General features: G+C 45.3%; 20 protein-coding genes and 1 pseudogene. 12 read left to right on the top strand and 9 right to left on the bottom strand.

Going from position 1 to position 24,315, the window contains the following annotated elements:
• The first annotated feature begins 76 nt into the window (after positions 1 to 76).
• The 4 genes from KUA48_RS06925 (at position 77) to KUA48_RS06910 (ending at position 2,987) form a co-directional block, all read left to right on the top strand.
• Positions 77 to 931 (top strand): ADP-ribosylglycohydrolase family protein, encoded by an 855-nt coding sequence (locus tag KUA48_RS06925; RefSeq protein ID WP_256624409.1) that lies wholly within the window; start codon positions 77 to 79, stop codon positions 929 to 931.
• 96 nt (positions 932 to 1,027) lie between these two features.
• Complete coding sequence (locus KUA48_RS06920; protein WP_218432093.1) at positions 1,028 to 1,963, top strand: ADP-ribosylglycohydrolase family protein; 936 nt, start codon at positions 1,028 to 1,030, stop codon at positions 1,961 to 1,963.
• A gap of 22 nt (positions 1,964 to 1,985) precedes the next feature.
• Positions 1,986 to 2,156: a hypothetical protein gene (locus KUA48_RS06915; RefSeq protein ID WP_334649273.1), complete on the top strand. Its 171-nt coding sequence runs from the start codon at positions 1,986 to 1,988 to the stop codon at positions 2,154 to 2,156.
• Positions 2,157 to 2,534: 378 nt separating this feature from the next.
• Positions 2,535 to 2,987: a PepSY-like domain-containing protein gene (locus tag KUA48_RS06910; protein WP_228112251.1), complete on the top strand. Its 453-nt coding sequence runs from the start codon at positions 2,535 to 2,537 to the stop codon at positions 2,985 to 2,987.
• Positions 2,988 to 3,086: 99 nt separating this feature from the next.
• Here the strand turns inward: KUA48_RS06910 and KUA48_RS06905 are convergent.
• Positions 3,087 to 3,221, bottom strand: a pseudogene (locus KUA48_RS06905) (3'-5' exoribonuclease domain-containing protein); the annotation flags it as partial.
• A gap of 55 nt (positions 3,222 to 3,276) precedes the next feature.
• Positions 3,277 to 4,482, bottom strand: a complete 1,206-nt coding sequence (locus KUA48_RS06900) for an ATP-binding protein (protein WP_022120340.1) — start codon at positions 4,480 to 4,482, stop codon at positions 3,277 to 3,279.
• A gap of 276 nt (positions 4,483 to 4,758) precedes the next feature.
• Between KUA48_RS06900 and fldA the strand changes: the two genes are divergently transcribed.
• The 8 genes from fldA (at position 4,759) to KUA48_RS06860 (ending at position 14,808) form a co-directional block, all read left to right on the top strand.
• Entirely contained in the window at positions 4,759 to 5,253 is a 495-nt protein-coding gene (gene fldA, locus KUA48_RS06895) for a flavodoxin FldA (protein WP_218432090.1), read from the top strand.
• A gap of 81 nt (positions 5,254 to 5,334) precedes the next feature.
• Positions 5,335 to 5,688, top strand: a complete 354-nt coding sequence (locus KUA48_RS06890; RefSeq protein ID WP_022120342.1) for a DUF2023 family protein — start codon at positions 5,335 to 5,337, stop codon at positions 5,686 to 5,688.
• A gap of 285 nt (positions 5,689 to 5,973) precedes the next feature.
• Positions 5,974 to 10,362, top strand: coding sequence for a cobaltochelatase subunit CobN (locus KUA48_RS06885; protein ID WP_256624408.1), 4,389 nt, complete (start codon positions 5,974 to 5,976; stop codon positions 10,360 to 10,362).
• Between the two features lie 2 nt (positions 10,363 to 10,364).
• Positions 10,365 to 11,054 (top strand): hypothetical protein, encoded by a 690-nt coding sequence (locus KUA48_RS06880; protein WP_194252808.1) that lies wholly within the window; start codon positions 10,365 to 10,367, stop codon positions 11,052 to 11,054.
• The gene (locus tag KUA48_RS06875) at positions 11,054 to 11,644 is read left to right on the top strand and encodes a MotA/TolQ/ExbB proton channel family protein (protein WP_153079500.1); all 591 of its coding nucleotides are present in this window, start codon (positions 11,054 to 11,056) and stop codon (positions 11,642 to 11,644) included. The genes KUA48_RS06880 and KUA48_RS06875 overlap by 1 nt, the downstream gene beginning before the upstream one ends.
• Before the next feature lie 63 nt (positions 11,645 to 11,707).
• A complete protein-coding gene (locus tag KUA48_RS06870; protein ID WP_218432088.1) occupies positions 11,708 to 12,052 on the top strand; it encodes a DUF2149 domain-containing protein in 345 nt (114 codons plus the stop codon).
• Positions 12,053 to 12,115: 63 nt separating this feature from the next.
• Positions 12,116 to 12,598, top strand: a complete 483-nt coding sequence (locus KUA48_RS06865) for a calycin-like domain-containing protein (protein WP_153072973.1) — start codon at positions 12,116 to 12,118, stop codon at positions 12,596 to 12,598.
• Between the two features lie 35 nt (positions 12,599 to 12,633).
• Positions 12,634 to 14,808, top strand: a complete 2,175-nt coding sequence (locus KUA48_RS06860; RefSeq protein WP_218432086.1) for a TonB-dependent receptor — start codon at positions 12,634 to 12,636, stop codon at positions 14,806 to 14,808.
• A 178-nt stretch (positions 14,809 to 14,986) separates the two neighbouring features.
• Here KUA48_RS06860 and KUA48_RS06855 read toward each other — a convergent pair whose 3' ends face one another.
• From KUA48_RS06855 to KUA48_RS06825, 7 genes are all read right to left on the bottom strand, one after another.
• On the bottom strand, positions 14,987 to 16,015 hold the full coding sequence (locus tag KUA48_RS06855; protein WP_256624407.1) for a hypothetical protein: 1,029 nt from the start codon (positions 16,013 to 16,015) through the stop codon (positions 14,987 to 14,989).
• On the bottom strand, positions 15,996 to 16,511 hold the full coding sequence (locus tag KUA48_RS06850) for a hypothetical protein (protein WP_256624406.1): 516 nt from the start codon (positions 16,509 to 16,511) through the stop codon (positions 15,996 to 15,998). Before KUA48_RS06850 ends, KUA48_RS06855 begins: the two co-directional genes overlap by 20 nt.
• Before the next feature lie 147 nt (positions 16,512 to 16,658).
• On the bottom strand, positions 16,659 to 17,477 hold the full coding sequence (locus tag KUA48_RS06845; protein WP_218432084.1) for a GIY-YIG nuclease family protein: 819 nt from the start codon (positions 17,475 to 17,477) through the stop codon (positions 16,659 to 16,661).
• A 102-nt stretch (positions 17,478 to 17,579) separates the two neighbouring features.
• Entirely contained in the window at positions 17,580 to 18,788 is a 1,209-nt protein-coding gene (locus tag KUA48_RS06840) for a zinc ribbon domain-containing protein (RefSeq protein ID WP_218432082.1), read from the bottom strand.
• 40 nt (positions 18,789 to 18,828) lie between these two features.
• Entirely contained in the window at positions 18,829 to 20,163 is a 1,335-nt protein-coding gene (locus KUA48_RS06835; protein WP_218432080.1) for a leucine-rich repeat domain-containing protein, read from the bottom strand.
• 53 nt (positions 20,164 to 20,216) lie between these two features.
• Positions 20,217 to 21,419, bottom strand: a complete 1,203-nt coding sequence (locus tag KUA48_RS06830) for an SPFH domain-containing protein (protein ID WP_218432078.1) — start codon at positions 21,417 to 21,419, stop codon at positions 20,217 to 20,219.
• Positions 21,420 to 21,486: 67 nt separating this feature from the next.
• Complete coding sequence (locus tag KUA48_RS06825) at positions 21,487 to 24,306, bottom strand: hypothetical protein (RefSeq protein ID WP_218432076.1); 2,820 nt, start codon at positions 24,304 to 24,306, stop codon at positions 21,487 to 21,489.
• Between the last annotated feature and the right edge of the window lie 9 nt (positions 24,307 to 24,315).

Here is a 24,315-nt window from a genome sequence, read left to right as displayed (position 1 = left end):
GCTTTATAGATAAGAAATTACAATTATGGTATTACTAGGAAAATTATCGGATTCATGCAGTGCGCTTTTACGTAAAATGGGAAAGCACAAGACTAAAAGGGCAGAGTCGCCCTTTCCTACAACTGGTATCATTGGAGCAATCGCTGGCGATTGCTTCGGGGCTGCGTATGAATTTCATCCAGTGAAGCATGGGGACTTCGATATATATAAAGAGCCTCGTTTTACGGATGATACGGTTATGACCTTGGCTGTTGCAAAATGGCTGACGATAGATCCTGAACATACTCATGAGAAGCTCGTGGAGTGTATGAAAGAATTGGGACGGAAGTATATGTTTGTTGGCTATGGGAAGAAGTTCTTGCGGTGGATTATTAGTAGAAAAACGGAACCGTATAACAGCTATGGCAACGGTTCTGCCATGCGAGTAAGTCCATGTAGCTTTTATGCCAAGACATTGGATGAGGCTTTACTGCTTGCTAAGATTTCTGCAGAGGTGACTCATAACCATCCTGAAGGGATCAAGGGGGCGCAGGCTATAGCTGCTTGTATCTTCCTGGCTCGTCAAGGAAAAGACAAGAAGCAAATATGTGATTATGTTGAGGCTCATTTTGAAGGCTACAATCTTCACCGTACTCTTGCAGAAATACGTCCCGATTATGGATTTAGGGTTAGTTGTCAGTCGAGTGTTCCTGAATCTATCATCTCATATCTCGAAGCAGATAGTTATACTTCTGTTATCCGTAATGCCATCTCTCTTGGTGGTGATGCAGATACCATGGCGTGCATGGCTGGAGGAATAGCTGTTGCAACCAAAGGGATGGGAATGCCGGAAGATCTGGCTCGTTGTGTATATAATAATGTGCTTGATGATAATCTTCGTCAGATTCTTAATGAGTTTAATTTGTATCTGAAGGAGTATAAAAGGGAATAAGTGATGTCGTTAAAAAGTGAAGTTGTGTAATCGGTACAGCACTATTGCCAGATAGGGATGACTTTACGATTGGTTGGTTGTATGAATAGAAAAAATATGGAAAATGAAACTTTAAAAGAAAGATTCCTCGGTACCATCTTCGGGCAAGCTGTAGGAGATGCTTTGGGGCTGAGCACGGAGTTTATGTCCAAGCAAGAGGTGGATCGTTTTTATCCTAATGGGATAGAGGATTATTCTCAAATCGTGCAGGATGATCATCGTCGTCGTTGGCAAAGAGGCGATTGGACTGATGATACCGACATGATGCTATGCATCTTAGATTCTTTTGTGGCTTGTCAAAAGGTAGATATTCTTGATATAGCCAGAAGATTTAAGGAATGGATGATGAATGGAGGCATGGGAATTGGTCGGCATACATATAATGTAATGGCTCTTGGTGACTATACTTCGAATCCACAGAAGGCTGCAGAGATTATCTGGAAGATGGGAAAGAAAAAAGCTGCAGCTAATGGGGCTGTTATGAGAACTTCGGTGGTAGGACTTATGAAGGACAATGTGGCTTATAATGCAGAGAATATCTGTAAGCTAACTCATTATGATTCTCGCTGTGTGGGCTCTTGCGTTATCGTTTCTTCTATCATACATGCTCTTGTCTTTGAAAACAGGATATTGGATTATGAAGAGGTGATTGGCATTGCCAAACAATATGATGAACGAATCGTTCCATTTGTTGACTTGGCATATTATGAAGGTCTGGATTCTTTGTGCCTGGATGATGAAAAGAGTATGGGATATACGCTCAGAACTTTAGGGGCTGCCCTATGGGCTTATTGGCATGCAACCTCGTATAAGGAGGCTATCTTGAAGATTGTTTTATCAGGCGGAGATGCAGATACCAATGCTGCAGTAGCAGGGGCTATCCTGGGCGCTAAATTTGGAATAAACCAAATTCCTGAAGAATGGAAGAATGGTCTTCTCCATGCTTCTATGCTCCATAACAAGGTGCAGAATTTCTACGCAATGTATCGCTAAAAGAAAGGATTCGATAATGAATGTGATGCAATTGAATACTGATATTTATCATAGCTTGGGCGTACTTTCTAATGACGAGAGCTATTTGGAAGAAGCCCTTGCTAGTATCAATCAGGCCTTTACGGAATTGAAGCTTCATTGCGAAGGAAAAATGGATTTTATTCCTGCGGAGGATTTGCTTAATGAGTTATAGGATAGAGGTTGCACCTGAGTTTGCCCGTAGATTGAAGAATTTAAGTAAGCGCAGTCTGCATTAGTGCATAATAACGCAGAATCCTGCCGGCATCACTGCCAGCAGGATTCACTTTCAAAAACCGAACCTAAAAGTCTACCTTGTAATTTCTATCTATGCAATATCTATTGTAACCTGAATAAGTCTAACAACTAAGAACTATGGCAGTAGAACAAATGGAAAAATAAAAAAATATTGAATTATAGTTAATTTGAGTTTGAAATCATTCTTATCTAAAATAAAACTATTATATTTGTAACCGATAGATACGAATCTGCATAACAAACCTAGATTCAAGAGATTATAGAATATATTATAGTAATTTTAAACAATAACATTATGAATATGAAACGACCATTTATTACCACATTATTTGCGATGTTACTGGTCCTTTTTACAGTTTCATGCAGCAGTGAAGATAAAGAGTTTGATTATGCAGCATTGCCGATGTCGGCACAGCTGTTTGTAAAGCAATATTTTGCTGATGCATCATACAGCCGTGTGGAAAAGGAGAAAGATAATGGCTTTTGGGAATATGAAGTATTGCTCAGTGATGGCTCTAAAGTGGAGTTTAATGAGAAGGGAGAGTGGACGAGTGTTGAGTGCAAATACTCTGAGATCCCTGTAGGCATTATTCCTACTGTCATAGCTGAGGATATTGCAAAGAAATATCCTGATTTGAAGCCTTACAAAATTGAAAAAGAGGTTGGCGGATATGAAATTGATATTCCTGGCTACGATCTCTATTACAGCAATAACGGTATATTCATACGTGCTGAAATTGACAAATAACAGAAGAGGGTGTGTCATGGCTTTATGACACACCCTCATGCAGTTCTGGTACTTACTATAACAGCTCTCTTGCTATCCAGGCACAGGCTTCAGCATCTATTCCGGTTCGGGTTTGATGAGGCTGTAGTAGCTGTCTGCAATCTCGCCATCCCTCACTATCACAATGCCCACCGAGCAGACACTTGTACGCTGCTGGTTGGCCGTTTCGAAATCTATCGCTGCAAAATCTTTCATAGAATTATCATTTTTGTGCCTTATATATTATGGTGTTACTCTGAGGAAATATAGGCTATCCTATTTCTCCCATCAGCCATCTTAGGGCATTGATTCTCTTGATACCGTTGTAATCGGCAGTAGGGTCTTCATCAAGTGTAAGGATATACTTAGGATATTGGTCATTGATCTGCTGCAGAGATGCCAATTCACGTTTTAAGGTAGTCTCATCTCTAACGGTAGCAGCTACCTGATAATACGTGATATTGTTTTCATCAATCGCTACAAAATCTACTTCCAGATTATCCATCTTTCCTATATATACTTTCTGCTGGCGATGGAGTAGTTCCAGATAAACGATGTTCTCCAGGATGCGGCCGGCATCGAATGAGCGGGAACCTAGGAGCATTCTTCTCAAACCGATATCTACTAGATAATATTTACCCAATGTCTTGAGCAGCTGCTTACCCTTGATGTTGTATCTTTTGGTTTCATATACGAAGAAGGTTTCGCAGAGTGCGGTCAGATATCGTTCTACGGTTTTCTGGTCTATTTTCCTTCCATCGGCAGTCATGATGTCGGCTATGCGCTTGGTGGATAGGATGTTGCCGATATTGTCGGCTGTGAAACGGATAACGCTTTCCAGCATCATGACATCGGGTAACTTCTTCCTGCTCATGATATCCTTTACTACAATGGTGTTATATACGCCATTCAGGTAGTCGCTGATTTCTGCGGGAGTATCCAGTTCAAGGGTATATGGAAAACTGCTCCTTGTGATGTAGTCTGTATAGGCTTTGGGAAGATTGTCGGTTCCTCCGATACCTTCAACATACTCTCTGAATGAAAGGGGAAGCATTGCGATTTCCACATATCTTCCGGATAGTAACGTGGCGATTTCGCTTGACAGCATATAGGCATTCGACCCCGTAATATAGAGATCTACTGTTGGCTTCAGGTTGAGGCTGTTGATGATGTCTGGGAAATCTTCCACATGTTGTATCTCATCAAAGAAGATATAAGTCATCTTGTCTTGATGAATTAATGGCTTGATATAAGCGTATAAGTTATGTGGATTACGAAGTTCATAGAAGTCGTAATCCTCGAAATTGAGATAGATGATTTGGTCGGCACTGACACCTTGCCTCTTAAGCCAGTCACGATAAATCTCCATAATGGTGGATTTACCGCAACGGCGAATGCCGGTTATCACTTTGATAAGAGACTTGTCTTTGAAAGCGATCAGTTTATTGAGATATTCCGTTCTTTCTATTCGTTTCATATCATTTCATTGCTCTTTCATTATATATTTGCTGCGAAGATACTATTTTTTTAGGATAAATCATCCTAAAAGTAGAATATTTAAGAAAGTTTTAGGATGAATCGTCCTAAAACTTTTGAAATTAGAGAAGTTTTAGGATGAATCGTCCTAAAACTTTTTATCTATCCCCATATTTAGGTATTTCTGCGAAACCATCATTTTTAGGTATTGCAGATTACGGGAAAAGGGCGTATCTTTGCACCCGAAAATAAATGTAACTAAAAGTAAGATAGACAAATGAAAACAACAATCGTAATTTATGGCTCTTCTACTGGCTCATGCCAGTCGATTGCCGAAACCATCGCCTCTAAGTTGGGCGTGGAAGCTGTAGATGTAGCTAACATCGATGACGCTACTATCGCAAGTCATGAGAATCTTCTTCTCGGTACTTCTACATGGGGTGCCGGCGAGATGCAGGATGATTGGTATGATGGTGTGAAGACATTGAAGAGTGCCGGCTTGGCTGGCAAGACTGTGGCCCTGTTTGGTTGTGGCGACAGCGAGTCTTACCCTGATACATTCTGTGGCGGCATGAAGGAACTCTATGATGCTGCCGTTGAGGCTGGCGCTACCGTATTGCCTGGTGTTTCTACAGATGGATACACCTATGATGACAGTGAGGCGATTGATGGCGATAAGTTCCTGGGACTCGCACTCGACGAGGTGAACGAGGACGACAAGACAGAGGAGCGTATCGAAGCCTGGCTCGAGGACATCAAGCCAGCGTTATAATTTTACAAAAATATTTTTCAAGAATTGGAGAATGATGGAATTCTCTGATTCTTGGTTTAAAAACAGATAAATTCGGATAGTATGCAGCAGGAAATCGCAACACCAGTAGATTTGAAGGTTCTGATGAATCATATATATGAATATAAGAAGGGCGTGCGCCGCCTGGTGCTCTACACCTTCAACAAGAAATATGAGTCTTTTGCCATAACTAGATTAGAGCGTCAGAACATTGATTATATCATCCAGCCGGTTGGCAACGACCGTCTGAATCTCTTCTTTGGTAAGAAAGAATGTCTGGATGCTATCCGCATGATAATCACCAAACCGTTGTGCCAGCTTACGCCGGAGGAGGATTTCATCTTGGGTGCCATGCTGGGATATGACATCTGTGCCCAATGCGAACGCTATTGTGAGCGGAAGAAGAAGGTTTGCTAAGCTTTTCTTTCATCTTCGTAATGTTTTATGTTTATAAGTAGAAAGAGCGTGATTGCCGTAATGGTGATCACGCTCTTTCTGCATATTTCGGAATAATTCCTCTTTTTGAGGGCTGAAATGAAAGAAAAAGTCCTGAAAACACTACTTATTTATTAGTACAGACTATATCTATGCGTTTAACCTGATACCTAATTCTAAGTATAAAAAATGTGAAAATCACAATTTCTCGGTATTGTACAATTTCTAAATAAGTCTTACCTTTGCAGCCTGAAAAAAGGAATAGATATGAAAAAAGGATTAGGAAAAATCAGAAAGATTAAAAAGAAACACATCTTCCTGGCCTTGTTGGCCGTGATTGTTCTGGGAGGTTTGGCGAAGGCTTACTCTGCCTGGGTGGGTACTACCCGCATCGCTTTCCTCAACTATCAGGCTATTGCGCTGGGACAGATTTCGCATGCCAACGACAATGCGATGATTAAACTGAGTGAGATCACGACCGATGATTTCGATCATCTGGATGATTACGATATGATTATCGTGAATGGTATGGGACTCCGAATCGACGAGAACCAGCGCAAGCAGTTGGAAGAGGCTTCCTATAAGGTGCCGACCCTGACTCATGCTGCTACCAACCCAGCCAACAATATCGTATCAGTAGATAATTTCGATGCCGATTATCTGATGCAGTACATCGAGAACGGCAGCAAGAAGAATTATCACAGTATGCTCGCTTACATCCGCAAGTTTATCGACGGAAAGAAGTTCATGGCTCCAGAACCGGAACGTGTGGATGAGCGACCAAACTATCTCCTGACTCATTTCGACCCGAAGGATGAAAAGGGTGATGAACTGGGTTTCAACAGCATCCGTGAGTACAATGCCTTCCTGGCGAAGAACGGATTATATAAGAAAGGTGCTCCTACCATCTTGCTCACCGGTTTTATGGGTGCGGCTCCTGATATGGAGAAGGCTTTCGAGAAGAAGGGATTCATGGTGTATCGCATCAACCAGCTGCAGAGCTTTATCGCCGGTCATCATGCCGACAGTATCCAGGTGAATGCCGTAGTGAATATGGCGCACGGCAGGTTGGGCGATTACTTCGTAGAGTTTCTGAAGCAGAAGAATATTCCTCTGTTCTCACCTCTTAATATCAACCGTTTGACCACCGATTGGGAGAACGACAAGCAGGGAATGAATGGCGGTTTCATGTCGCAGAGCATCGTGACTCCGGAGATTGATGGTGCCATCCGTCCATACGTGGTTTTCGGTCAGCGCATCAACAAGGAGGGCTTGCAGGAGGTTTACGGCATCCCAGACAGAATGGAGAGTTTTGTGGAGAGCGTGCAGGGCTATGTGAATCTGAAGAACAAGAAGAACAGCAGCAAGCGCATCGCCATCTTCTACTTCAAGGGTCCGGGTCAGAATGCACTTACTGCTTCGGGAATGGAAGTGGTTCCATCGCTCTACAATCTCCTGGTTCGCTTGAAGAATGAGGGATATAATGTAGGCAAGTTGCCTGCCAATCCTCAGGAACTGGCAAAGATGATCCAGGCTCAGGGTGCCGTCTTCGGAACCTATGCAGAGGGAGCCTATACCCAATTCCTCCAGTCGGGACATCCAGCCCTGGTTACCGCCCAGCAGTTTGCCGGATGGACACAGAAGGCTTTGTCTAAGAAGATGATCAAGGAGCTGAATCAGCTCTATGGTTCCTTCCCTGGCAAATATATGGCTACCGATGACGGTAAGTTGGCGGTGGCAAGACTGCAGTTTGGTAATGTGGCTCTGCTTCCACAGGTGATGGCAGGCGTGGGAGGCGACTCCTTCAAGATTGTGCATGGCACCGACCAGGCACCTCCTTACACCTATGTTGCCTCTTATCTCTGGGCTCGTTATGGTTTCAGTGCCGATGCACTTATCCATTTCGGAACCCACGGTTCGCTGGAATATACCCCGAGAAAGCAGGTGGCACTCGACAGCAACGACTGGAGTGACCGATTGATTGGTGTGGTTCCACATCTTTATATATATACCATCGGCAATGTGGGCGAGGCGATGATTGCCAAGCGCCGTACCTATGCCCAGACCCAGAGCTATCTCACTCCTCCTTTCAAGGAGAGCGAATTGCGACAGACCTATAAGCAGTTGAGCGATGCCATCCAGTCTTACGAAAAGAAGGCATCTGCCGAACAGTCGCTGAAAGTGAAGGCGCTGACCGTGAAGATGGGAATCGCCCGTGAACTGGGACTCGATGCCAAGCAGATGAACAAGCCTTATTCTGCAGATGAAATCGCGAGAGTAGAGAATTTTGCGGAAGAGTTGGCAAACGAGAAGATTACCGGCAAGCTCTATACTCTGGGTGTGCCATACGATAATGATGATGTCCGCACCAGTGTCTATGCGATGGCTACAGATCCTATTGCCTACGGAATGCTGGCAGTAGATAAACTGAAAGGTCGTGCTCAGGAGGGTGTGGAGAAGCACAAGCAGCTTTTCGACCGTCTCTATCTGAGCAAGGCACGCAATACCGTGACCCAGCTTCTGGGTTCTGCCTCGGTTTCTGATGAATACATCTGCCGTTATGTAGGAATCACTCCTGCCGAACTCCAGATGGCCCGTAAGGTAGAGGCGATGCAGGCAGCTCCGGATCCTATCCAGATGATGATGCAGATGGCAGACCAGATGGGTGGAGCGAAGGAGGCGAAGCCGAAGAGGGTGGACCACCGTACGGTAAGCGAGCTCCGTGCTGCCAAGGTTTCTCATAAGAAGAAGATTCCGCAGATGAGTCGTGAGGCTTTTGAGAAGATGGAGCAGACCGGTCGCTTCCCTGACAAGATGATGGAAGCCATCAAGAAGGGCCAGAAATGGTATCTGGAGGATTTGAAGAAGGCGAAGATGGCGAAAGCCGGCAAGGGCAAAGCATCTCAGAAATCTTCTAAAGATAAGGGTATGATGATGTCGAAAGCACCTAAATATACCCGTCAGCAGATTCATCTGGCTCAGGCTATCACTACCGTAGAGCATGTCTTGCAGAATGTGGGCAAGTATTCGGAGGCGCTCCGTCAGAGTCCGCTCAACGAGATGTCTTCTCTGATGAATGCCCTGAATGGCGGCTTTACCGCTCCATCTCCTGGTGGTGATTTGATAGTGAATCCGAACACTCTGCCTACCGGTAGAAACCTCTTCTCCATCAATGTGGAGAATACACCTTCGGAGGATGCCTGGGAGAAGGCAAAGGAACTTTGCGACAATACCATCAAGATGTATTGCGAGCGACATAAGGGTGAATATCCTCGTAAGGTAAGCTATACGCTCTGGAGTAGCGAGTTTATCGAAACAGAGGGTGCTACCATCGCCCAGATTCTCTATATGCTCGGTGTAGAACCGGTAAGAGATGCCTTCGGCCGTGTTACCGATCTGCGTCTCATTCCATCCAAGCAGTTGGGCCGTCCTCGCATCGATGTCGTGGTTCAGACTTCCGGTCAGCTCCGCGACCTGGCAGCATCCCGTCTCTTCCTCATCAACAAGGCGATTGAGATGGCGGCAAATGCCAAGGGTGATAAGTATGACAACCTGGTGAAAGCCGGTGTTACCGAATCCGAAAGAGTGCTTGTAGAGAAGGGTATGTCGCCAAAGGAGGCCCGCGAGGTAAGTATGTATCGAGTGTTTGGTGGCGTAAACGGCAACTATGGCACCGGTATTCAGGAGATGGTAACCGCAGGCGACCGCTGGGATAAGGAGAGTCAGATTGCCGAGGTCTATCTGAACAATATGGGTGCCTACTACGGTGATGAGAAGAACTGGGAGACCGTTCGCAAGGCTGCTTTCGAGGCAGCGCTGACTCGTACTGATGTGGTAGTTCAGCCACGACAGAGCAACACTTGGGGCGCTTTGAGTCTCGACCACGTATATGAGTTTATGGGAGGTATGAACCTTGCAGTGCGCAACGTAACCGGTAAGGATCCAGATGCTTATCTCGCCGACTATCGCAACCATAGCAATATGAGAATGCAGGAGGTGAAGGAGGCTATCGGCATCGAGGGCAGAACCACCATCTTCAATCCAGCCTATATCAAGGAGAAGATGAAGGGTGGAGCCAGCAGTGCCAGCACATTCGCCGAAATCGTAACCAATACCTACGGCTGGAATGTGATGAAGCCAAAGGCAATCGACAAGGAGATGTGGGACGAGATCTATAATGTATATGTCAAGGACAAGTACCATCTCGGAACCAAGGAGTTTTTTGACAAGCAGAATCCGGCTGCGCTGATGGAGATGACCGCCGTGATGATGGAGAGTGCCCGCAAGGGAATGTGGAAGGCTACTCCTCAGCAGCTCAAGGATATCGCCAAGCTTCATACCGAGACCGTGAACAAGTATAAGCCTTCATGCTCCGGTTTCGTCTGCGACAATGCCAAGCTGCGCAACTATATCGCCAGCAAGACCGATGCTGCTTCTGCCAAGGAATATCAGCAGAATGTAGAGCAGATCCGCGACGCTGAGGCTGCGAAGAACAGCAGCGACAAGGGTATGGTGATGAAGAAGGAGACGCTGAATGAGGAAGCTCAAAAGACCACCACTGTGGTGAGCGGCATCGTAGTAGGTGTCATCGTCATCGTAGCATTCGTGATGTTGGCGATTCTGATTCGCAGAAGAAGAAAGAATATGGTTGAATAGAAATGGAGACATTAGTTTTAGTAATGATGATATTGGTTTGCTTCAGTTTTGTGCTGAAGCAGACCTTCCACGGAGTGAAGGAGATTATGATCATCTCGGTGCTCGTAGCCTTCTTCGTGGGAATGACCTGGCCACTTGCCATCGAACAGTCGAAGACGCAGATTGCGGCTTGGATAGCCGACCAGAAGCTGATGCTCGATATGGCGGTGCTGCTGAGTATCGATGTGGCACTCACGATGCTTTTCTGTGTGCACCACGTAGATCTGAAGACTTCGGAACATGTGAGTCGCCGCAAATGGGTGTTCTTCATCTTCCTGAAGTACTTCCCGGGTTTGCTGGTTTTCCCAGTGCTTTTCAGTGTTCTGGTGATGACCATCTTCCTGCTTCCCGGCGTATCGTTCCAGGTAGTGGCATGGGTGCTTGCCGTAGTGCTGCTGGTCTTGACGCCGGTATTCACCTACGGTTTGAGATGGCTCTTGCCGGAGCGACCAATCCGCTTGGAACTGCTTTTTCTGGTAGAGGTGCTGCTCGGATTGATGGGCATCATCGGTACGGTGAATGGCAGGACTGCGGTGGCAGGATTCAACAGTTTCGATGCCCTCTCGCTTCTCGGCGTTATCGCCATCGTCATCGTAGGAATGGCGATAGGATGGGCAATTTACAATTATCAAATTAAAAAATATAGAGTATAATGAATTACATATCAGACGTATTGTTTTGGATTTCCACAGGCATGCTGGTTCCTGTGATTATTTTGTTGATTTTCTTCTTCCTCAGAGCCTTGCTGCTCCTTGGAGGTTTCTTCGGACAGTATCTTGTAAAGCGCAAGTCGGGTGCGGAGATTCGTGAACAGATGAACACCCTGACGCTCGATAACATCGATACCCTGGGCGATCGCTTGCCAAAGAACAAGCAGGCTGTCATCGTTTCCTATATGAAGAAACTCGTGGACAACCGTCAGAGCAAGGCGCAGGTGAACCGCATCCTCGACCAGTATGCCCAGTTTGTTGAGAAGGATCTTTCTCTTCCTTCTACACTTCTGAAGATGGGTCCGATGCTCGGTTTGATGGGTACCTTGATTCCGATGGGTCCTGCTCTGGTAGGTCTTTCTACCGGCGATATTGCTTCGATGGCTTACAATATGCAGGTGGCTTTCGCTACTACCGTAGTGGGATTGTTCTCTGCTGCCATCGGTTTCGTAACCAAGCAGACCAAGAACCGCTGGTACACCGAGGATATGAGCAACCTTGAGTTTATGGCAGACCTTTTGGAGGAAAGGTAAAAAGTAAAAAGGTAAAAAAGTAAAAAAGGCTTTTAAAGGTAAAAAAGTAAAGATATATAATTTATGAGACAGAGACGCAGAAATAGGCTTGCGCATGATGGCGAGGATGATGATCCGATGAGCGTAGTGAGCAACCTCTTCGATGTGGCGATGGTATTTGCCCTCGCCCTGATGGTAGCCCTCGTTTCGCGCTATAATATGACGGAAATGTTCAGCAAGGATGACTTCACGATGGTGAAGAACCCTGGCAAGGAGAATATGGAAATCATTACCAAGGATGGACAGAAGATAAATCGCTATACCCCTTCTGAAGACCAGAGCCAGAAGTCGGGCAACAAGGGAAAGAAGGTAGGCATTGCTTACCAGCTGGAGAATGGCGAAATCATCTATGTTCCGGAAGATAAATAATCGGGGATTACAAATCCCCTCAAACAGAAAATATTATTGTAACTAAAAGAAAAATAAAGAAAAATGAAAAAGTTTAAGACAATGATGGCCATGATGTTGGCTTTGGTTTCTATGTGTGTAGCATTCAGCTCTTGCAGCAGCGATGATGATCCTGTAGCAGTAGCTGCGGCAAAGGAAATTGCGGGTACCTATACCGGAAGTTTGGATATGACTGTAATGGGCACGGCTTCTACATACGATAACCTTACCATGAAGATTGAGGCTGTAGATGATGCTACAGTCAAGGTTACATTGCCAGCTTGTGGCGAGGGTATGATGGCTCTTCCTGCTCTGGAGGTACCTGCTGTGAAGGCTTCCGGTTCTAACGGTGCTTATGCTTTCTCTCAGGAGAACTATGCAGGTACTATTACCGTGAATGGTGCAGAGAAGAAGTACACAGTTACTTTGCATGGTACATTGAAGGACAAAACCCTGACCGTCAACTATTCTGTGCAGTATGGCAAAATGCCTATGCCAATGATTGGTAAGTTTGTTTGTACAAAATAAGAGAATAGTTTCTGGATAAACTTTGATATAACTCGATGAAACAAAAGATATTCGCACTATTCCTGATCCTTTGCGGATTGTGCCTGAATCTGAAAGCCGAAACCCAGGGCGATGTCGTGGGTAGGGTGCTCGATGATTCGGGCGCACCTCTAGCGGGTGCTACCGTCCAGATTTTGCATGCAAAGGATGGGGTAACAACTGATGAAGACGGATATTTCCGCATTCCTTACAGCAAGAATGGAGCGGTGAGAGTGAAGGTGAGCTTTGTGGGCTATCAGACTCAGACTTTCGTACTGAAAGCGGATGAGAGAAAAGGTGAGCAGCATGTGCTTCGCCTTCAACCGGATGCTACAGCCCTCGATCAGGTGGTAGTTACCGCAACCCGAACTCCGAAGGCTTTGAAGGATGCTCCTGTGGTAACCCGTCTGATTACCGCCAATGATATCAAGATAGCTGATGCTACCAATATCCAGGACCTCCTCACCGAGCAGATGCCGGGTCTGGAATTCGGCTATGCCATGAATCAGGAGACTTCTCTCAATATGAATGGTTTCGGTGGAAACGCCGTGCTCTTCCTCGTAGATGGCGAGCGATTGGCTGGTGAAACCATGGATAATGTAGATTATAGTCGTCTGAACTTGGATAATGTAGGACGTATCGAGATAGTAAAGGGTGCTGCTTCGGCGCTCTATGGCGCCAATGCCGTAGCCGGAGTCATCAACATCATCTCCCGTGAAAACAGCGAGCCTTGGACTGCCAATGTCAATACCCGCTACAACGACTTCAACAAGGAGTGGCGCCACGGTGGAAGCTTCAGCTTCAATGCCGGAAAATGGAATTCGCAGACCAGCATCCAGCGCACCACATCGGATGAGGTTCAGCTCACCAGTCCTTTCGATACAGAATCCAACATCCTCCATATCTATGGTGGAGAGACCTTCAATGTGAAGGAGCGTCTTACCTACAAGTTCTCTGATAAGGTAAAACTGATAGGTCGTGGCGGTTATTTCAATCGTATCAGCAAGCGCAGCAACTATGATGATCATTACATGGATTATTCTGCCGGACTGAAGACCGTGATGAATCTTTCGGAGAATGATAATCTGGAGATTTCTTACGGCTTCGACCAGTATGACAAGGCTCGATATGTGAATGATGAGCGTACTCACGACCACGATTATACCAACCGTCAGAACACCGTCCGTGCCCTCTATTCCCATATCTTCGGCAAGAATACATTGACGGTAGGTGCAGATTTCCTGAACGATTATCTTACCACCTATCAGTTTGAGGATAATGAATCAAAGAATCAGAATTCATGTGATGCCTTCGCCCAGTTCGATTACAATCCTTTGCAGTGGTTGAACATCGTGGCAAGTCTTCGTCATGATTACTTCTCTGCATCCAGCCAGCATGCTACTACCAGTCGTCTGGCTCTGATGACCAAGTGGAAGGGTTTCTCCATCCGTGCCAACTATGCCGGCGGATTCCGTGCCCCAACGCTCAAGGAGATGTATATGAACTTTGATATGGCAGGTATGCAGATGATTTACGGTAATCCGGATCTGAAGCCGGAGAAGAGCAACAACTACAACCTGGCGCTGGAGCATACCGGAAGGGTGAAGAATGCTGGCTTCTTTACCGGTCAGTATAGTCTTACCCTGATGGGCTATTATAATAAGTATGATAAGCGCATCACTACCGAGGATTATGCCGATTATACCCCGGGAACCGGTCAGCCGGATGTGGCTTCGCGTTATTGCAACGAGGATGGAGTAGAGGTGAGCGGCATCGACTTCAGTGCCCAGTACCGTTCGGATATGGGACTCGGTGTGAAACTCGACTACAGTTATCTCCATGTGGGTGGCAGAAGCGTAGATTCCCAGTTCTCCCAGCCTCGTCCGCATTCAGCTACCTGGCGTCTCGACTACGATCGCCAGCTCTGTTCGTTCTATCGCATCAATGCCGCTCTGTCAGGCAGATACCTGTCTGCTCCTGATACGAACATCAAGAAGCATGACCAGGCATATCAGTTGTGGAAGTTCACTCTTCAGCAGCGATTCCTGGATGCCATCAATCTGAATTTTACGGTAGATAATCTTTTCGGTTATACGCCAAAGAACTATTATTGGAGTTCGGCGATGACCACCGGCCGCACCTTCACGGTAGGTCTTTCTATCGATATCGACCGTTTCGTAAAGGTATTCTAATAAAAATAGCAGGGTGGACCAGTCTTCCATCCTGCTTCTTTTTTCTGATAGCACCGCCCTAACTATATAAAAATAGGTAGTTAGGGCGGTGCTATCGCACTTTTTAATGTTCTTTTTGGGAACTGATACTGCCCCCATGAGATAGGGGGCAGGTCGGTGAAAAACGTTGAAAAATCGCCTAGAAATATCTCTTCCTCATTTTCTTCAAGAAATCCTTGGTGATAGGGAAGCCGGAGGCATCACCTATTACGGAGTCGGTATAACAGAAGGGACATTCGGCTGTAGGCGGCTCATCAGGGAGGTAATCCGTGATTTCGGATGGCGAGAAGATTTCGCCGCAGAAGAAACAGCCGCACTTTTCAGACTTCTCTATTTGTTCCTTGTTGCTGAAGCAGCAATCGTGAGCCTGGCGGAAGATCCTGTCTTTCTCCTCCTCTTCTTTCTGCTTTTTCTCAGCCTTTTCCAGATACCCCTTGAATCGTCTCTGAAGATAGAGCGGCACATGATAGTGAGGGTCGAAGACATACAGCGACGGAACATGGTCGTGGTACTCGTAACCAGGACCATCTATCACGGTATAGCTGTCGTCAGTTTCATCGTATGGCAGTTCATCCAATCCCCTTTTATCCTTGGCAGCCTGGTTTCTCTCCCAGATCCATTCGGTGGTAAGCGGAGTACCGACAACGATGGCAAGTTTCACCTCATTGCCACGATATACTTCCACGATGTCACCTTTCTGGAATCTAATCTGTTCTGCGTTTCTGCCTCGGAAGGTCTCGTCAGGATGACGGTCGTATGCAGGCAAATCGCAGACTCCGGGATAGTAAATGCTGAAACGCGAACAGCAGTAAGACCGGTCGATCAGTTTTCCCTCACCGTCATACACTCTTTCAGAAAGACATTCGCGGTCGTAGTGCAACAGTCCCATTGGAATCTCCGAGATATAATAGCAGAAGGTATCTAGCGGATAGTCGTCTTCCTCCTTCATCTTCTTGCGGTAAAGGACATCCTGGTGCATCAGTCTCTCTGCCTCCTCCAAAGTTGTGGTGAAGGCTTGCGGACAATAGGTGTTCACCTTATATTTCGGATAATGTGAACGTTTCTTCTCCTCCAGCTCTTCCGTTTCTAAAACTTCGAGCTTGAAGATGGCAGGAACATCCCGATGCTGTGGATGTTCAGCCAATTGCTTAAATTTTTCGTATGTCATGGGATAATTGTCTTAAAAAATCGTGAAAGTCAATCTGTGGTCTAAGTTCAGGTATTCTGATGCCTTCAGAGTCTTTGCCTTCTTGATTGTTAAGATTCCTTTTGCTGATAGTTTTATGAATTTTCAGTTTTCTCATGCCCGACTTGCCGTTAGCTTTATGGTTCTCCCAAGGCTTGGGATATGCATGTCTTTTTTTGTATCTCGTGCCATCGCAGTTCTGGATAAAGATTTCCAATACTAATCCATCCATTTGACAATCATGCGGAATGTTGACGGCACGGCGCAGAATGTCGCTTTCGTAGAAGATGCTGCCATCCTTCTTGCAGAGCACGATGTCCAGATAGTCTGGCATATCAGGTATAGTTCCAGGCTCTGACATTTGTGGTTGAAACTCCCCAAACTCTTCCTTCACATACTCGAATAGTCCCCGAGTATATTTTTCGATATCCACCCCTACATATCGAGTATAGGTGTATTTGATAATACATAAAGACATTTTATTTGTCATCTTATTCTTGCTTTTTGGTTATACCTTTATAATATAGTAATATGAAGGGAAAATTTCAAAAAAAAACGCCAATATTTTGAAAAAAGTATTGGAGCTTGATTATTGAATGATGCTGTTGTAAAAATATCGTACCTTTTAGTTCTTGTTATATCCGAATTTTCTTGTAAACAATACATCTTTCCAATGTGATTCCCTATCAATGATGATTTGGTCATCAGTATCCTTATTGAATGTTTCGAGAATTGTGAAATAGAAATTATTCTTGATATAGTCTGTACCTAATTCCTTTAGAAGTTTATTTCCTCCATGGCATGTACGAATGTATGTTTCCCATCTACCGAGAATCATATCTTCACCATACGCTGAACCAACATATTGTTTTCCTGTATTTGAATCTACCAACAGATACACTCCTTTTTGATTTTCAAGAGCAGAACGCCAACTATCTTTTGTGATGAGATTCTTAAGAGATAGCCATGAAACATTCACGTTGGAATATCCAGGAAAATAGTCGTTGTTGTAAACATTGGGCAGAATCTCTTCAACTATGCACTCTGGCAATACATTTTCTCCTATTCTGATTAGATTTTGACTATGATTTTTGAAGCGGATAACAATTCTGCCGATGTATTCTTTGTATTCATCCAACTCTTCATATTCATATCCAACTCCATTTTGAATACCAAGATCTTGAACAATCTTTCCTATATGGAATAGTAACCAACAGTCTTGTTTTTGAGGGATAGGGACAAAACCTAAGGTAATGTTTCCATTAGAGAAATTGCTTTTTCTTGCATAGTTCCAGTATTGACCGTCAAGCATATGTTGCTTGCTTTCTTCCGTTTGGTCTGTAAAATAATCAATAGCTGGTCTTTTGGTTCCGAAGTTCAAATTAAATCTAACTTTAACGTTTTTAATATCCGGAAGTCTGAGAATATCATTAAGTAGTATCATAATCTATGATGTAATATTATTTTGTAACAATTAATTATCTTTAGACGAATTTACACATAACATATGTGTAAATTCGTCTAATATATATACTATGTTTTCAATTTACTTAAACTCATAATTACCATCACATCCCAATTTTTCGAATAATTCAGCTAGTCCACTTTTACCGAAATCGAACTTTGAGCTACAAGAAATAACTAAATTTTGCGCTTTTTTCTTTTTCCCTTTATCAAGATATGCATCTACAACATTTGCAACCAATGATTTATACAAAGAAGTTGCTTGATCATTATCCTGTAGAGGGTTGCCTAAACCTGAAGCCTCACACATCGTAAGTGCGTTGGCAGCCTTGTCAACTTGCCCTTTATCAAGAAAGTCATTAACCTCTTTAGCTGTATTTTGAACATATGAGAGATCTTTAGCATTTTTTGCTGCTTTTTCTTCTTGATAAGCTTGTCTTTCTTCTTGTCTTTCTTCTTGCTCAGCTTGTTCTCTTCTTGCATCAGCGGTAGCTTCATACCATATAAATCCAAATAGTGGAATGGCAGCAATGGCAATTAAAACAAACTTTTTATTTTTTTCGATAATATTTAGCCAAAATTTCTTTTTCGCATTCTTTTTGGCTTCTGTCTCTGCTGCTTCTGATTCAGCCTCAACCTCATCAAGCAAGCGCTGTATCTTAGAATTGTTACCATAGTGCATTCTTGCTTTGCGAGCATAGCGCTCCACCTCAGCCTTGCTCTTATCAACATCTTCTCCAGACTTGAAGTTTACCAAAGCAGACTCAAGATGCTCGATAATCTCCTCCAACTCCTTACTTGCCTCAGGGGTGATGTTGCCACCACAGTTAGGACACTTGTCGGTCAGTTCTGGAATAGAGCTACCGCAGTAAGGGCAGGTCTTGCCACGACGCTTGTTCACAGCAGCTGCTACAGCCTGATCTGCCTTTTGCTGCTGTGCATCAATGTACAGATCAACCTCGTCAACATTCAAACCCAGAGCCTGTGCTTTATTCAAAAGCACCTGACGCTCCTTGGCAGAGATGATGCCGTCGGTAAGGTACTCTTTGATGAGGTCATCAAGCTCCTGTGGAATTGCACCTTTCTTCTTAGCAGGCTTAGCTGCCTGAGGAGCCTGTGCTTCCATTTCTTTCTTGCGTTTAGCAAGACGACCCTCAAGTACCAGTTCAAACTCGTCGCGGTCGATGCCCATAGCCTCGGCCTTCTTGAAGAGAAGATTCTTCTCTTTGTCAGTCAATACACCATCTGCCAAAGCTGCAGTGATAAGTGATTCAATTTGTTCGTTATACATCGTAGGAAATTCTATTTGTTATTATTTTCAGTTATATGTATTAATTATGCTTCTCGTAGAATCTTGCCTCAAGCACCATTTCTACCTCATCAGGATCTTCTCCCTCCTTGACAGCACGGCGTAAGACAATCTCCTTCTTTTTGTCTGTCAGCTCATCGCTTTCTGCTACAGAATTGATGAGCTCCTCAAGACCATCAGAGAATAGGTTGCCAGGAGACTTCTGTATTGTTGGAATCTCTTCGGTTTCGTCCTGGATATCCTTGGTTTCGTCCTCTAACTCCTCAGTTTCTTCCTCTACAATAGGTGTCTCTATGTCTTGATCCTGTTCTGGCATCTGAGGAGCAGAATTGTCTTCTTCGTCCACTTCGGTAAGTGATGGAACAGGTGTCCCATAGAAATCCAACTTGTCTGCAGGCATCTTACGAAGACGAACTTCTGTATCGTCAACATCTTTTAGAAGCTCGGCGTAGTAGACATATAACTCTTCTGGTACATACAGAGTCTTAATATTGGCACATAGACTTTCTATATCCGTCAGTTTATTGGTGTAGATATACACATCAGGTGCGTATTCGTCATCATTGAGAGTGCCGATTTCTTCAACAGTGTAAGGTACATATACCTCTCTAATGCTCTTGCTTGAGGCAAATTCATCACCCACAATTTTTACTCCTACAGGAATGACAAGTGTCTCAATCTTGCAATTTTCACCAATGAAATTATCTGGAATTTCTTCCAACAGATGAACCTTGGACAAATCCAATTCTTCGATATTCTTACATTTATATGTTGTGCTTTGGAGCGACTTTAGGGTACTTGGAAATGTTATCTTGCGGAGGTTGGTGCATCTATCGAACACTTCACTATCTATTATTTTTACTCCTTCAGGAAAGTTTATTTCTTGAAGTCTCTTACAATTTTCAAACAGACAGTCTGGAATTTCCTTCAATAATTTAACCTTTGAGAAATCTACCTCTTCAAGATAGTCCTCATGTCCATGCTCACTGAAAAAACATCCATCAATTTCTCTAAGGGTTGAAGGGAAGACAACTTTTCTAATTTTCTTATAACCCTCCAAGGCATCTTCGCCGAGAGTTGTATGTCCCTCGTTGATGGTTAAAACGCCATTTTTAAAAGTGCCTAACTGGATTCGTATATCATCGTCATCATCTGATAACTTTGTTAATGGATAATCCCAATTGTCATCATCATCGTCATCATCATAGTTGGATTGATTCAGCTTTGCTTCCTGGATGTTCTTTCTTACCTCTTCGCGAGCCTCTTGGAAACTCTTTTTGGCTTCGTTTGAAACTTCTTCCAGGCTTTCACCTACTGTCTTTGCGATATCACCGACTAATTTTTTGAATAATCCCATATTATCAAAAATTTAATGTTCTTACTTTTGTTTGTATTATAGCTGCCGGGAAATTACATCCCCGGCATAGTAGGAGGCATTCCCGGCATCTGTGGGGCGGTGCCTTGGAACAATGGAGCGAGTTCTGCTACATTGCCGGCAAACTCCCACTGCGCCATGCCATTCTTCCAAACGTATGACTGCTGGGTGAGCTGACCCTGCTGAACGAGCTGCTGGAGCTTGTTCCAATCGCATGGACCATACTGCTGGCCATTGATGCCAATATAATACTGTACCTGAGGAATAGCAGCACCCATTCCCGGCATCTGAGGTGCACCACCCATGCCTTTCTGACCTGGCATCTGAGGAGCTCCGCCCATCTGACCCATGTTGTTCATACCACCCATAGTCTGCTGGCGGAAGGCATTGATGCCATTATCTGTGGCATTGTTGAGAACACCAGCATTGAGGTTTGCCTGATGAGCACCCATAAAGGTCTGCTCTGTCTGGAGACGAGAAGCACGCTGCATCTCCTCACGCTGAATACGCATGGTTTCACGTTGGTTCTCCAAGTTCATGCGCTGTAACTCCTCCTGACCGCCAAGGTCGAGTTCCTGCTTTCTGCCCATGGCATCGAGATTCAGCTCAGACTGCTTCTTGAGCATATCCTGCTGAAGGTCGTTGTTGAGGTTGAAGTTGGAAATCTGGGCATTATGCTGAGCCATCATACGCTCCTTCTCCAGGTCGGCAGTGAGGGCTTTGAGTTCACGGTAACCACGGCTCTCCTTATCTACGTTGATGCCTGTGATGTCGAGACTGCGGATGGTGATGCCGAAAAGCTTTTCCACCTGTGGAGTAACACGCTGCTGGATGAGTTCGCTAATCTCAAAAATCTTGCGCTCAATCTGAACTGCAGGAATCTGAGCGTCAGAAGGGGCATTGCTAACTACACTCTTGATGAACTTGGTGAGCTGGCCACGAAGCTTGTTCTTGAAAGTCTCGTCGCTGTAACCCTCATTGCGGTTCACACTATGGAAGAGATCCATGTCCTCGATAGCATATACTACGGCACCATGTACAGATACTGGTACGCCATAATCTTGCAGACGTGGGTCGAAGACATCAAAATAAGGGATGGCGAAATTCAGCTGACTTCCCTTGCTCAGGTTGCTGAGGTTGGTCAGGTTGTTCTGTTCCACTCTTCTCGCTGCTTCCTCGGCAGCCTGTCTTTTCTCTTCTTCTACTTCCTTAGAAGATTTAAAACCAAAAAATCCCATATGTTTCAGTTTTTATGATTGTTATTATTTTTGTTATTTACTATAGAATCCCTTTGTAGGGGACAGATTATTTTGTTGTATAGATTCGCTTCGTCTTGCCCTGGGCATCTACTTCTACGAAGGTGTCTGCTCCATATTGGCGGTTTGCGTCGTGATAGTTGAATGAATATCCCGTTTCGTAATTGCCGTCGATGGTAGGTCGGCTTACCTGGTCGATGCTATCCAGCATTTCCGGTTTCAAGCCCAGCTGCTGGTACAGATGCTGCTCTACCATGTTTCGGATAGCATTGAGATTCTCATCCACATAACCACGAATCTGGTCGATGAGAGACTGGTTGCTCTTATCCTTCTGCAGCAGGCGCTGTCGCATGGTCTTCTTGAGCGGAGAGCCGTCGGCCTTGATTGGAGCTGGTGGCATCGCATCATTCTGCAGTGCAGATTCTACCACATATTCTCTGCGACGGACATGGAGCATCGGGTTGCCGTAGAGACAGAACATCAGGGCGGTGCTCATAGAGAAACAGTCATCCTCTACATGTCGGCACATGTTGAAGTAATCGCACTTAGCCTGGAGCATCGCCTTTCCGCCCGTCATACCCTTGAACTGATAGAGCGGATAGAGGCGCATCAGCACCTCGCTGCCTGTGCCCGGATTCAACAGAAGTTGGCGGGCTTCATCCGTTTCCTCATTAGAGAACATCGGAACAGGAATGAGCGAACCGGTATAGAGCAATACGCCACCTCCGTAGAGGGCGCTGAGCAACATGGAGTCGTTTCGTTTGTAACCGGCATATCGGGCTCCGAAACAAGCCACGGTATTGAAGACTCTTGCCCTGCCTTGGTTGAGGAGCGAAGGATTGAATGCTTCATCCTCACTATAGAATCCGCACATACCCTCTGCATCGGCACCATGAAGATTGAACATCAGCATATCTGCCTTGTCCAGAGACTTGCAATAGATGCTGAGGCTTTCCGAATCTTCGGTCAGCAGCTTCGGACTGATATACATTCCGTTGCGGATCAGCTCAGGATCGTCGGTATTGTAAAGAAGCGGCAGGTGCTGGGTCATCGTGCAGCTGGCTGGAATCCAGTCGCGGTTGCTGATCATCAGAACATTGCCAACAGGAATACCGCCGCCATACATTCCACTGATGTTGAAGTAGGCACCGATGTCGCTTCGGATATCCGTATCGAGCTGACCGTCTTCCAAAGGCAGACGAGCCACATTGTTGCGGGCGCAACCTACGGTGAAGTCTGAATCGCGACTATCCAGCAAATCTACGATATAGGTGCCTTCGAAGGCATAGCAGGTATCTGTAGGGATTCGCTCGCCGCCATACGGCCATGGGTCTTCGACGCGAGGGATAGGAATCACATCGTCACCTCCTATTATAAATAGGTGTAGGTCGGGACCAGCTGTCAGGTTGTTGTCTGCGATGCAGCGGGATACTGCTTCATTGCATTCTATCCAGGATGGAGTTTCGTGGGTGGAATCCAGTCCATATTGCGAGATGTCGAGAAATGTCCAGTACATCTGCTGGTCGTAGGCATTCTGTATGAAGTCGTTGAAGACATCATATACTTCCTGGATGGAGCAACCGTATTTTCTAGCCAGTGCATTGCCATCTGTCAGGATGATGCCGTAGTGGTCTTCCAAGGGGTCGGGCTGGTCGATTGGTTCATCGGCTGTTCTTGCTTCTGATGCCATCTGCACGGCTTCCGGCTGTGGAGCCGCCTTGCTTTGTCCCGGCATAGGAGGAACCGATGAGGCTCCCGGCATAGGGGGAGGAGTTGTACTGCCCGGCATACTTGCCATTTGAGGCTGCTGACTGATCGCATTGACGCTTCCCAGTCCCATATTGTTGGCTGCCTGCAGAGGATTGAAGCCTCTCATCTGATTGAGCTTCACGTTCTGGGCATTAAACTTTGGCATCGGAGGAGGTGTAGGCATCTGTGGTGGTACAGCCATCTTGCTCTTCTCCTTCGGGATGAATTCCGAAAGGGTTGTGTCGCAATAGAACTGATACCATTCTTCTGGCTGAGGCTTATCCTCCAACATCTCCTTTACGGCATACCATAGGGCACTTAGCGGTTCACTCATTCCGTTTTGCACGGCCTGGTCGAGATACTGGATGGTCTGCTGCATGTAGTAATCCTGCTTTCCATTCTTGTGGTAGTCGGCAAGATTATCAAGAGCCATCAGTAGGGCGATGTCGCCTTGCGGACAACCGAAACCGCCCATTCTTGGCAGAAGCACGGTGGCATTGTCGATATTGCCGGTCTTGATGAACGCTACATGAGTCCAGAAGAGTTGCCAGTAGTTATCGGTACGGGAACCGAAGAAGGCAAGGGCGCACTTGTCGGGGTACATCGAGGCAAGCAACAGATGATAGTAGAACTGGATGTTGTTATCATTCGTCATCACACGTGACAACTGCTCCAGACTGTTGAACTTGCGTTTCAGAATGTCGGTATGGTTGGTCTGGATGGCATTGAAGACCTCGGTCAGAATCTGCTCTGCCAGGAATTCGTTACCCTTGCTGCCTTGCAGGATATGGATGTTCTGACGTACCTGATCTATGATCTGGTTGGCTCTTAGGGGAGCAATATGCCATTGGATGCTCAACTGGTTGAGTTCTGCCAACTTCTGATTATCCAACTTGCCATCCTCCAGTCGTTCCTGCACAGCCTGCAGAAAGAGAGTCTCATTCTGCTGATAGATCTCAGTCTGAGTCTTCTGTGCCTCATATACAGTCTGGTTGTTAACCGTACTGTTGTTGGTGGTATGGGTTGTTGTTGAGGTGTTATAGTTGTTTTGCGTATTGTGGGAGTCGGAATGGATTCCGCCTACCACAGCCGCATCACCATCAAGTTTAATATCGCTCATAGTCTGATT

This window comes from Segatella copri (assembly GCF_019249795.2).
GTDB lineage: Bacteria > Bacteroidota > Bacteroidia > Bacteroidales > Bacteroidaceae > Prevotella > Prevotella copri_B.
Note: the sequence above shows the minus strand (reverse complement) of the source record. Positions and strands in the feature narration are given on the sequence as shown.

Excerpts from the sequence above, each read along its gene's own strand:
- KUA48_RS06925 (WP_256624409.1), top strand. The coding sequence starts at position 77 with ATGGGAAAGCACAAGACTAAAAGGGCAGAGTCGCCCTTTCCTACAACT.
- KUA48_RS06920 (WP_218432093.1), top strand. The coding sequence starts at position 1,028 with ATGGAAAATGAAACTTTAAAAGAAAGATTCCTCGGTACCATCTTCGGG.
- KUA48_RS06910 (WP_228112251.1), top strand. The coding sequence starts at position 2,535 with ATGAATATGAAACGACCATTTATTACCACATTATTTGCGATGTTACTG.
- KUA48_RS06900 (WP_022120340.1), bottom strand. The coding sequence starts at position 4,482 with ATGAAACGAATAGAAAGAACGGAATATCTCAATAAACTGATCGCTTTC.
- fldA (WP_218432090.1), top strand. The coding sequence starts at position 4,759 with ATGAAAACAACAATCGTAATTTATGGCTCTTCTACTGGCTCATGCCAG.
- KUA48_RS06890 (WP_022120342.1), top strand. The coding sequence starts at position 5,335 with ATGCAGCAGGAAATCGCAACACCAGTAGATTTGAAGGTTCTGATGAAT.
- KUA48_RS06885 (WP_256624408.1), top strand. The coding sequence starts at position 5,974 with ATGAAAAAAGGATTAGGAAAAATCAGAAAGATTAAAAAGAAACACATC.
- KUA48_RS06880 (WP_194252808.1), top strand. The coding sequence starts at position 10,365 with ATGGAGACATTAGTTTTAGTAATGATGATATTGGTTTGCTTCAGTTTT.
- KUA48_RS06875 (WP_153079500.1), top strand. The coding sequence starts at position 11,054 with ATGAATTACATATCAGACGTATTGTTTTGGATTTCCACAGGCATGCTG.
- KUA48_RS06870 (WP_218432088.1), top strand. The coding sequence starts at position 11,708 with ATGAGACAGAGACGCAGAAATAGGCTTGCGCATGATGGCGAGGATGAT.
- KUA48_RS06865 (WP_153072973.1), top strand. The coding sequence starts at position 12,116 with ATGAAAAAGTTTAAGACAATGATGGCCATGATGTTGGCTTTGGTTTCT.
- KUA48_RS06860 (WP_218432086.1), top strand. The coding sequence starts at position 12,634 with ATGAAACAAAAGATATTCGCACTATTCCTGATCCTTTGCGGATTGTGC.
- KUA48_RS06855 (WP_256624407.1), bottom strand. The coding sequence starts at position 16,015 with ATGACATACGAAAAATTTAAGCAATTGGCTGAACATCCACAGCATCGG.
- KUA48_RS06850 (WP_256624406.1), bottom strand. The coding sequence starts at position 16,511 with ATGTCTTTATGTATTATCAAATACACCTATACTCGATATGTAGGGGTG.
- KUA48_RS06845 (WP_218432084.1), bottom strand. The coding sequence starts at position 17,477 with ATGATACTACTTAATGATATTCTCAGACTTCCGGATATTAAAAACGTT.
- KUA48_RS06840 (WP_218432082.1), bottom strand. The coding sequence starts at position 18,788 with ATGTATAACGAACAAATTGAATCACTTATCACTGCAGCTTTGGCAGAT.
- KUA48_RS06835 (WP_218432080.1), bottom strand. The coding sequence starts at position 20,163 with ATGGGATTATTCAAAAAATTAGTCGGTGATATCGCAAAGACAGTAGGT.
- KUA48_RS06830 (WP_218432078.1), bottom strand. The coding sequence starts at position 21,419 with ATGGGATTTTTTGGTTTTAAATCTTCTAAGGAAGTAGAAGAAGAGAAA.
- KUA48_RS06825 (WP_218432076.1), bottom strand. The coding sequence starts at position 24,306 with ATGAGCGATATTAAACTTGATGGTGATGCGGCTGTGGTAGGCGGAATC.